The sequence below is a fragment of the Flavobacterium sp. UBA5153 genome (genome assembly GCA_002413745.1).
GTDB lineage: Bacteria > Bacteroidota > Bacteroidia > Flavobacteriales > Flavobacteriaceae > Flavobacterium.
This window is the reverse complement of the sequence record DHXP01000060.1, coordinates 77,181-87,296: the sequence shown is the minus strand read 5'-3', so window position 1 is coordinate 87,296 and position 10,116 is coordinate 77,181. Positions and strand designations below refer to the sequence as shown.

Annotated in this window: 9 protein-coding genes; 3 read left to right on the top strand and 6 right to left on the bottom strand. The window is 38.9% G+C overall.

Annotated elements, in window-relative coordinates:
* Positions 1-505: 505 nt before the first annotated feature.
* On the top strand, positions 506-1,912 hold the full coding sequence (locus B2145_RS12120; RefSeq protein WP_291102595.1) for an APC family permease: 1,407 nt from the start codon (positions 506-508) through the stop codon (positions 1,910-1,912).
* 688 nt (positions 1,913-2,600) lie between these two features.
* On the opposite strand, the gene B2145_RS12115 is transcribed toward B2145_RS12120, so the two are convergent.
* The 5 genes from B2145_RS12115 to B2145_RS12095 all read right to left on the bottom strand — a co-directional run bounded on the left by B2145_RS12115 (position 2,601) and on the right by B2145_RS12095 (position 7,271).
* Complete coding sequence (locus B2145_RS12115) at positions 2,601-3,977, bottom strand: O-antigen ligase family protein (RefSeq protein ID WP_291102593.1); 1,377 nt, start codon at positions 3,975-3,977, stop codon at positions 2,601-2,603.
* Complete coding sequence (locus tag B2145_RS12110) at positions 3,974-5,053, bottom strand: glycosyltransferase (protein ID WP_291102591.1); 1,080 nt, start codon at positions 5,051-5,053, stop codon at positions 3,974-3,976. Before B2145_RS12110 ends, B2145_RS12115 begins: the two co-directional genes overlap by 4 nt.
* Positions 5,054-5,262: 209 nt before the next feature.
* Positions 5,263-5,430, bottom strand: a complete 168-nt coding sequence (locus B2145_RS12105; RefSeq protein ID WP_291102588.1) for a hypothetical protein — start codon at positions 5,428-5,430, stop codon at positions 5,263-5,265.
* A 15-nt stretch (positions 5,431-5,445) separates the two neighbouring features.
* Positions 5,446-5,760, bottom strand: a complete 315-nt coding sequence (locus B2145_RS12100) for a GIY-YIG nuclease family protein (protein ID WP_291102586.1) — start codon at positions 5,758-5,760, stop codon at positions 5,446-5,448.
* 386 nt (positions 5,761-6,146) lie between these two features.
* Entirely contained in the window at positions 6,147-7,271 is a 1,125-nt protein-coding gene (locus tag B2145_RS12095) for a glycosyltransferase (protein WP_291102584.1), read from the bottom strand.
* A gap of 183 nt (positions 7,272-7,454) precedes the next feature.
* Here B2145_RS12095 and B2145_RS12090 point away from each other — a divergent pair, with 183 nt between their 5' ends.
* Complete coding sequence (locus B2145_RS12090) at positions 7,455-7,625, top strand: hypothetical protein (RefSeq protein ID WP_291102582.1); 171 nt, start codon at positions 7,455-7,457, stop codon at positions 7,623-7,625.
* A 96-nt stretch (positions 7,626-7,721) separates the two neighbouring features.
* On the opposite strand, the gene B2145_RS12085 is transcribed toward B2145_RS12090, so the two are convergent.
* On the bottom strand, positions 7,722-7,934 hold the full coding sequence (locus tag B2145_RS12085; RefSeq protein ID WP_291102580.1) for a hypothetical protein: 213 nt from the start codon (positions 7,932-7,934) through the stop codon (positions 7,722-7,724).
* 998 nt (positions 7,935-8,932) lie between these two features.
* Here B2145_RS12085 and B2145_RS12080 point away from each other — a divergent pair.
* Complete coding sequence (locus B2145_RS12080) at positions 8,933-9,682, top strand: hypothetical protein (RefSeq protein WP_291102577.1); 750 nt, start codon at positions 8,933-8,935, stop codon at positions 9,680-9,682.
* Positions 9,683-10,116 lie beyond the last annotated feature (434 nt).

Here is a 10,116-nt window from a genome sequence, read left to right as displayed (position 1 = left end):
CAATCGTTCTGGTATAATGCCGCTGTATATTTCATTTAGTTCTCCCGATAGCTATCGGGATTATTGGACTAATTTGAAATAACTAGCGGTATGAATTGACTTTTTTGAATTATTGTGTGTTGTGAATTGGAATGGGCACTACAACTATTTCCGCGCTGGCATATCCGAACGGTCGGATTATTGTGTGTTGTAAATTGGAATGGGCACTACAACTATTTCCGCGCTAGCATATCCGTGCGTGCGGGTAGATTGGCGAAGGTTTGTTTCTCTTTATTTTCTTTCAAATATAATTATTTTCTTGCAGATTTTTCATTAAAATTGAGAATGATCTTCGTGTTTCGGTTTGCGTGAAGGATGGAAGCGGCATCCCACGCTTTTTAGCGTGGATAGAGCGCACAGCCTGACCCTTGTGGTCACGCCCAAATTTAAAAGGTATGATCTTCTTACAACCATTTCCCTATTTCCAAAAAAAGTATATCTTTATCCAAACCAAAAACCAACCAAAATGCAAGACGACAACCAAGAACATTTTAAAAGAGAACTCGGATTACTGGACGGAACGATGCTCGTCGTGGGCTCGATGATAGGTTCTGGGATATTTATCGTAAGCTCGGATATGGTGCGCCAACTGGGTTCTGCCGGCTGGCTCATTGCGATGTGGGTGCTTACGGGATTTATTACCGTGATTGCCGCCGTGAGTTATGGCGAGTTAAGCTCGATGTTTCCCAAAGCTGGTGGGCAATATGTATATATCAAGGAAGCCTACGGAAAATTGATTGGGTTTTTATACGGCTGGAGTTTCTTTGCCGTGATACAAACCGGTACCATCGCCGCCGTGGGCGTGGCTTTCTCCAAGTTTGCGGCTTATTTGTATCCGCCGTTGAGCGATAAAAACATTCTATATGAATTGGGCGATTTCAAACTCAATGCAGCCCAAATTATTTCGATAATTACCATTATTTTATTGAGTTATATCAATAGTCGTGGGGTGAAGAACGGTAAAATTTTGCAAACTGTTCTAACGGTTATCAAAATCCTGTCGCTTTTCGGTTTGATTATTTTTGGTTTCGCGGCTGCCAAAGCCGAGGTTTGGGATGCCAATTGGACGAATGCCTGGACTTCCCAATCAATGGACGTGGCAAGCGGATCTTGGTTGCCTATTAGTGGAACCGCATTAATATCGGGAATATCGGCGGCTTTAGTGGGGTCGTTGTTTTCGAGTGTGGCATGGGAAGGGGTGACTTTTATAGCTGGCGAAATCAAAAATCCAAAACGTAATGTAGGATTAAGTTTGTTTTTAGGAACTTTGATTGTAAGTTGTATTTATATTTTGGCAAATGTGATGTACTTGGCAGTAGTGCCTTTGCAAGATATTGCAACAGCAGAATCAGATCGAGTTGCCGTTGTGGCTTCACAAAATATTTTTGGGGCTATCGGGACTTTAATCATTGCCTTGATGATCATGATTTCGACTTTTGCCTGCAACAACGGATTGATTATGGCGGGTGCAAGAGTATATTATACGATGGCAAAAGATGGATTGTTTTTCAAAAAAGCAGCCAATTTGAATAGCGCAAGCGTTCCTGCTTGGGCCTTGTGGGCACAGTGTTTTTGGGCTTCAGCTTTGTGCTTGACAGGGAAATACGGGGATTTATTGGACTTTGTCGTGATTATAGTTTTGATATTTTACATCCTTACCATTTACGGAATCTTTATTCTTCGCAAGAAAATGCCCGATGCCGAAAGACCCTATAAAGCTTTTGGATATCCATTTTTACCGGCACTCTATCTTGTGATTGCAAGCGCCATTTGCATCGCCTTGTTTTTCACTAAAACCAGTACTTGTGGCTGGGGAGTTTTGATAATGTTAATAGGAATTCCAATTTATTATTTGACAAAACAGAAAGAGTAGGTAGTGTTCATTCACGGTCATCATTGACGAAGATAGAAACTTAATTCAATAGCCCTGACAGAAGTGGAAATCTGGCGTTTTTTGGTCATAAATCCCTTGATTTTCTTCCCAAGAATGAATGGGGAAGTAAAATTTTGAATCCAGTGGAACTATTTTTACTTTTCTGATTTTTATATTTATGAATTTGAAAAACACACTCCCTTCCGATAGCTATCGGAACCCTCTCAAGAGGGGAGTTAGGAGTGGGATTTCGTAGATAAAAAAATATTTTTTAGTTATTAGAACCTGTTTTGGAAACAAAAAGGAAAATAATGGCAGGGTAGGGTCCCCTCTTGAAACCCTTTTGGGTTCAACGACTCCAAAATTAAATATAGGATGGAGTTATAGGGGCTAGGGGAGTGTACTTATCTATAAATCACAAACATATTTTTTGCATCTTTGTTCAATTATTCTAAAATTTTTATGTTTTGATTTAGGGTAATTGGCATAACACTGGTTTGAATTGCTGAATGGCATAAAAAAGCTCAATGGCAGGGCTTTAAAAATAGTTTTTTGTCGCATTGAACTCTTCAACTTCGTCCAAGACAAACTAAAGTCGGGATCAAATAATGGTTCTCGACTGCTCTACCATTGACGAAAAATTAGCGGCAAAAACTAATTGCACCCAATGCATTCGTATTAGTGTAAATTAGTGTTGTAATCCCGAGCTTGTTGAAGGATGTGTCGAATTCTTTTTTTTAGGGGTCTCCTTAAAATAAACATTGAGCAAAGACAACGAATAGACAAAAGCCGGTGCGGCAGTTCGCATGGCAGCATGATTTATGGTTAAAAACCAGAAGGCAACAAAACACAATAAAAACATATTGAACTTATTTTCCAAATATAAAAAAAGAGGCGTAAAAAACAGAATCAACAATCCTATAATCCCTAGCGAGCCGTGTTCGGCAAGCATTCTGGTAATTTCGTCATGCGATAAAGTGCCATTTCCCGTTTCTGCTTCTCGAACTTCGACCCCTTTGCCCACACCCACCCCAAAAATGGGATTCTTCAAAAAAGTATTGATTTCGTTTTGTGCCACATCTTCCCTTCCCGTAAATTTACTTTCCTTTACCCGTCCTGCGGCATCCTGGTTGGCGTAGCGTTTGTCGATAAGCCCTCCCGTTTGAAACGAGGTGTAGCCCCAGACAATAATCATTGTAAAAGCCATCAATAGAATCAAATAATTCAGTTTTACCCTTCCATTAAAATTGGATTTGGAATACAAAAACAACAACAATAAAACAATCATTAAAAAACCGGTTATCATGCCCCCGCGCGAAAAAGTAACCATCCCTCTATAGCTTATATTAATGGCAATGACCAGATTGATGATGACCATAAATGTGGTTCTGGATTCCAGTATTATCCTGGAAAAAAAGATAAACATTCCCAAGCCTAAAAAAGTTGCCACCTGATTAGGACCGAAACCACCGGAAGTCTCAAAACTGGATTGTGTACTTGTAATCACATCTCGAATATTTGGAGTATAAAAGGTTAAATACACCATACAAGTCACAATGGGCAAACCCATGCTGAGCAAGATGCTATTCACCTCTCCCAGAGAAATCCTTCGTCTAAAAGTATACAGGGAAGCCACCCCCAAACAGACCGGTCCCGAAATATTGAAGGCTATGGCATTTTTGATGTTGGTATCAAAATCAAGCACAAAAGTAGACAGTACCACGCTGGGAACCAATAACAGCAAGAACAGCCAATAGGGTACGGCCCCTTTGGAAAATCCGCTGAAATACATTCCGATAAAAATAAAAAATATTACTCCATATTTGGAAATTTCATACAAGGGGTTACCACCCGTCATCCTCAGGAAAACTTCGCTCCCCACCACATAAGCGGCAACCATGAGTGCTTCATTATTCTTGTTTTGCTTTTTTATGACATAGTAAATTCCGAATATAAAGATGGCATAGCCGTAAATTTTCGAAATAAACGGGAATAGATACACCAAAAACCCGATACCAGCATGGAACAGGATTAAATTGAGATATAAAATTTCCTCTTTTTTCATTTTAAACTATTTTCTAACCAATATAAATATTCCTTTATTACGGATTCTTTCGAGTAATGTTCCATAATGGTTTGATAGAGTGCATTGCCAAAATTAGTTTGTAGCGAATCACTTTCCATCAATTGGACCACGGCATCATAAAATAATGCTGGCTCTTGAGCAGCAACCATAAATCCATTTACCCCATTTTGAATCAACAATGGAATCTCGCCAACACCCGTTACCACAACGGGTTTACTATTCCATCCATATTCCAATAGTGCCACTGGCAAGCCTTCGGATTGTGAAGTTAGAATCGCTAGGGTCGATTGATCCATAATGTTATTTATATCTTGTTTCGAGCCATAAAGAAAAACAGTGTTTTCCAGTTTAAACTCCAAAATCAGATTCTTGATTTGTTGGGAATATTCGTCTCCAAAATCTTTTCCCACTAAATGAAAAGTCCATTCCGGATGGGATACTTTTACCCTCTTGGCAACCTCCAGCAATAAAAAATGATTTTTCTGTGCCCTCAAATTGGCTAAAGAAAGGATTCTTTTTCCATCCATTCCTTTCAAGACAGTGTATCCTGAAACTTCCTTTTCCTTGGAAGGGAAATTAGGCAAATAAACGACGTTTTCAAAATGTAATTTTTGTTCCGCCCAAACTTTAAGGTTTTTATTTACGGCTATAATTCCGTTAAAGAAAGGAATGGTTGTTTTTAATCCCAACGAAGGTCGTTTGGAAAGAAACTCGCTATCTCCGTAATGGTCGTGCCAAACCAATTTTATGGAAGGACAGGTTAATTTCAACAGGAAAGCAAGAAAAACAGAAGTGCTATGGGCATGTACCACTTCCACTTTATTTTGCATCACGAATTTTCTCAATTTAAAAAGGGCGGTTAAGTCAATGGTGCTTTTTTTGTTCAAATAAAGATAGGATACCTTTTGGTTTACTTGATTTAAAAGGAGACCTTCTTTTCTGGTTACCACCAATCCCGAAAAATCAATTTCATCGGCAAGCGCATTGGCATAATTCACCGCCATTCGTTCAGCACCGCCAGCCTCGAGGGAATCTATGATTTGAATGATGCGCATTTTGGTGTTTTATTTGTTGTTGTTGTTTCTTCTATTTGTTGTCCTATGAGCACGTTCATTCTTTTACTACTGTCATTGCTTCGCCAGTTCAGGCAAAGCCCTTGTGTCCGACAAAGGAGGAAGCTGTGCATCGTTTATTATTACTCCTATTTGTTGTTGTTTCATCAGTTTTAACTTGCTTAACACTATTGACATTGCAGAACCATTACCTACTTTGTGGAGATTCCTCCTTTGTCGGAATGACAGTAGAAACAGGAATGACAAGTGTAACCGAATGACAAGTGTAACCGAATGACAGTAGCAACAGGAATGACAGTAGAAGCCGAATGATAAGGTGAACAAGGTGGATAAAGAGCAATCTTTGCTTCGCTAGTCATTTCCTCCCTATATTTCTACTCAAACAAGTAATTCAAGAATTTCAATTCCGGATTACCACTCTTTATTAAGTCCAATTTTTTTTCTCTACGCCAGCCTTTTATTTCTTTTTCTCTTGCAATTGCTTCCTGGATCCAAGTGAATTTTTCATAATACAGTAAATAATGAGCATTGTATTTTGATGCAAATGTTTTGTTGTTTATAAGTATATTCTCATTATGTTGCCCCAAACGAATTCGTAAATGATTTGTAACACCGGTATATAAAACCGTTTTTGTTTTATTGGTTATAATGTAAATATAATACGTATGGTATCCTTCTTGAAATTGCATAACGCTAAAGTATTATTTTTTTTGTTGCTACCACATTGTTGGGCTCTTAATTTTGTAATTCAACCATGTTGTTATTTGATTTTTATGTCATTCTGACGAAGGAAGAATCTATGTTTAATTTATCATTTATTCTATTTGTTGTTTATCCACACAGACAACAGTTAATCGTAATATAAATTGCTGAGATTCCTCTTCCGAATGCTTTCGGGTATCAGAATTCACTAGGTAAACGGAATCGGAATGACAAGTGTAACCGAATTGACAGTGTAAACGGAATCGGAATGACAAGTGTAACCGAATGACAATAGCAACAGGAATGACAGTAGGAACAAAATGACAAGTGAGACGAAATGACAAAGTAGATGAGAGAGCAATCTCTGCAAATTTTAGCCTTTAGGAACCAGCAACTTCTTCACTTCCTCCTCAAAAACATCCATTGTGTATTGCCTAGACCAATCGCTTGCGTTTTTGCTTTTGTTTTGATACGCCGTTTCGTTCTGTAAAATAGCCTCTATTTGCATTATGTCTTTTTCCAAATCCATTTCCAATAAAACCCCTCGATTTCCATAATCCAACATAAAAGGAACACAAGACACTGATGTCGCTAAGGGAACACAACCCCAAAACATCCCTTCGGCAATGGCTTTTGGCCATCCTTCACTCTCCGAGGGCAAAATCACGAAATGACTGTATTCATAGGCGTTTTTGATAATTTCCTGAGACTGATTTCCTTTTAACTCCACTATTTTCTCCAAATTTTTTTGTGCAATATACTGTTCCAAAGCATTTCTTTCCGTTCCTTCTCCGTAGAAACTTAAGGTAACATCGTGTCCTTTTTTATATAAGGCTTCTACTAATTGTATGACATAGAATGGATTTTTGCCTTGAACCAAAGTGCCCACAAAAACAAAATGAATTTGCCTATTTGGGTTTTTATTGATAATCGGCAACTTATCGGCTTCACTATAGGTTGCAGTAAAAAAAGGCTTGATGTTTTTAGAATTCCCTTCCCACTGGCCATAGACCAAAACCTGCATGTTCCGGGTCAAAAAAGGGTTCCCTAGAATCCATTTTTGCAATTTATAAGTCCAAGGTTGCTTCGATTTGGGATCCCAATTACCGGCATATTTGGCTGTTTTGGTTTTGTTTGGAAACAATATCTGGACAAAACAGCCCAATAAACCTACGTTTCCGGGACAGCGCAGATGGATATGGTCGGCCTTTTGCATGGAGGTAAAAATGCGTCCACTTATTGCGGGTATTTTATAGATCGATCGTGATATTGCTTTCAGGCTTAAAACATCAAACGCTTTAATGTCCAGGAATTCAATATTTTCGTGCTCATAACGGATTTCGATAGGAGTTTTAGGGGACTTGGAAAGGGGGGCCACAATAATCAGCTTGTCTGTTTGTTGGATCCAAATATTCATTTCACGGACATAGGGAGCGTAAGCAAAATATTGATTTTGTTCCAGAATATGGGGCACATGGGTTATTATAAGGAAAGTCATTCGGAATTATTAATCTTATTGGTAAATGTATTGCTAAATATAATGATTATCAAGAGGAGCAATTAATTTTAAAATGGATTGATGTGCTTCAGTGCTTTGAGAATGGGACGCGGATGAGACGGATTGGGGCGGGTTTTTTTGTGAGGACAACAGATTGCCACGCTCCACTGCGTTGCGCTCGCAATGACATGGCACACGGATGATACGGATTTAAACGGATTTTGGCGGATTTTTTTATGGGTTGGTGGAGGAATTTCACAAAAGGTTGCCGTGCTTCAGAGCGTTGCGCACGCAATGACGGGGACGCGGATCCCAATAGCTACCGGAAAAGCAATCTCGCTTTTGGGTTTGTGATCGTATCGTGAACAGAAAAATTATTGTTAAAATGGTTCTCGCTACATCCCGCTAAAAAGCATGGCACTCGAACTGACGGGTTTGTTAATATCTCTGCTAAGATGCTTTTTGAAGCTCGTATTTGGACAAGACTCCCAGGACTTCTTCCAGATTAAAACCATAATAGCGGCAATATTCCTTTATGGTCACTTTTTGATGTGGTTCCTTGTTGAGGGCTTTTTTCAAGTTTTGAATTTCCTTACGGGCATAGCTCTCACTTTTATCGGTGAGAATGATGATGTCGCTTGGATAAATTACAATTCTTGTCATATTGAATGTCTTACACGCTATTTTGTTTTCTTAGATTATAAAATTAAGGAAGCTTGGGATAAAAATAAGATTTACTTATTAACAAAACTTGCCGTACTATTTTCCTCCTATCCCAAACAATGCTAAACAAACCCAAACGGTGTCCATTCAAATTTTGCCAATACCCAAAACTATCTCAAACAAACCCAAACGATGCAAAACCTTATTAATAGAATTGTTAATAAGTTATTTGGTCCTTCGGCAAGCTCAGGATGACAATCGGGTGTTGGGTTTAGGTGTTGGGTTTAGGGTGAAGACAACAGATTGCCACGCTCCACTTTGTTGCGCTCGCAATGACGACAGATTGCCGCACTCCACTTTGTTGCGCTCGCAATGACGACAGATTGCCGCGCTTCACTGCATTGCGCCCGCAATGACGGTGACGCGAATGAAACAGATTTAATCGGATTTGGGCCTATTTTTTTGCAGCTTCTTTATACCTCTTCATTTTGTTGCGGTTTGTTGCCAGTATCTTGCGGGATGGTTGCGGGTATCTATGGAGTAACTTACACTGACATCCATCAAAAAATAAAGTAAACTTAAAAAAAATCAAAACTATTTACATAACTATCATGTAACCCAAGGGATAATTCAGAAAATAAGACCCACTAATGTGATTCCTCCTTTGTCGGAATGACAAATAAACCCAATTATTTTGTTATGTAGTTGACCCAAGGGAGAATTCGCATAAAATGACTCACCAATGCTATTGCTCCTTTGTAGGAATGACCAGGAAACAAATTTTATTTTAAGTAAACGAAATTGAAGACGAAAGGGTATGTGGTAAAAAGTGATGAAAACGGTAAAAAAACATCCTATCCTTTTTTTATACAAAACCAGGCATTTATATGTAAAAATCGTCGAATGTTTCCGATGCCTTTAGAACGATACCCAATCTTTGCGTCACTTGAAAAAGCAGTCTACTTTTGGTTCATTATAAATTCCTAAAAACAAAAAAAATGGGAAAATTAAAAGGTATTATCAAGTTAGAAGGAACGTTAGACGGCTTAACGTTTTACAAAAGTCCCGATGGTTATATGGTTAGAACCAAAGGTGGAGTGAGCAAAAACAAGATTATGAATGATCCGGCTTTTGCGAGAACCCGGGAGAATCTGAGCGAATTTGGATTGAACGCGAAATCCGGCAAGGCGTTGCGAAATTCAATTGGTCCTTTGCTAAACCGAGCCAAGGATCCCAAACTTTCGAGCAGGATGTTGAAGATGATGAGTGACATCAAAAATTATGACAGCAGTTCGGTTCGTGGACAGCGCTCGGTTTATTTAGGCATTGACACTGTCGAAGGGAAACAACTTTTAAAGGGTTTCGATTTCAATGTCAGGGCTGCTTTGCAATCTATTTTGCGGATCCCTTATGCGTTAGACACTGCAACAGGCACTATTAGCATTGTCGATTTTGTCAGTCAAGAACAATTGGGTTACCCCGAAAGTGCCACCCACGTCAGCTTTCGTTCGGCTTTTGTGAATCTGGATTTTGAAACGGGGATTTTTGACAGCAGTTACAGTCCCGTGAGCAACTTGCCCATAGACAACAGTGTGTCAGTAGTTACTTTGATCCCTGCGCAGGTACCGGCGGGAACAGGAACACAGTTGTATTTATTACTGATTGAATTTTTTCAGGAAGTCAATGGAGTTCAGTATCCCTTGAGAAGTGGGGCATTTAATGTGTTGAATTTGGTGGAGGTGGTTTAGATTGCAGATTTACGATTTAGGATTTGGGATTTTTTGTAAAGGATTGAGGAACCTCGCTGGAATGGCGGGGTTTTGTTCTTGCTGAAAAAACAGAAAATTTTATACCCTCTAATTATTTATTATGACTATCCGTTACTAATACCAATTAATTATTTCAGCCACGAATTACACGAATTGCCACGAATTGCGGTTTTAATTTTTAAAAAATTTGTGAAAATTGCTTCGCCTGTTCACTGTCGTTCGGGTCGTGTAATTCGTGGCAAAATTTTTATAAAGCGTTTGAGTCCTCAAAATTTAGTCCGCTTAGCGGACAGTCATATTATTTATTAACCACACAAGAAATATAAGGTTTAATACCGCTAGTTATTTCAAATTAGTCCAATAATCCCGATAGGAGCTATCGGGAGAACTAAATGAAATATACAGCGGCATTA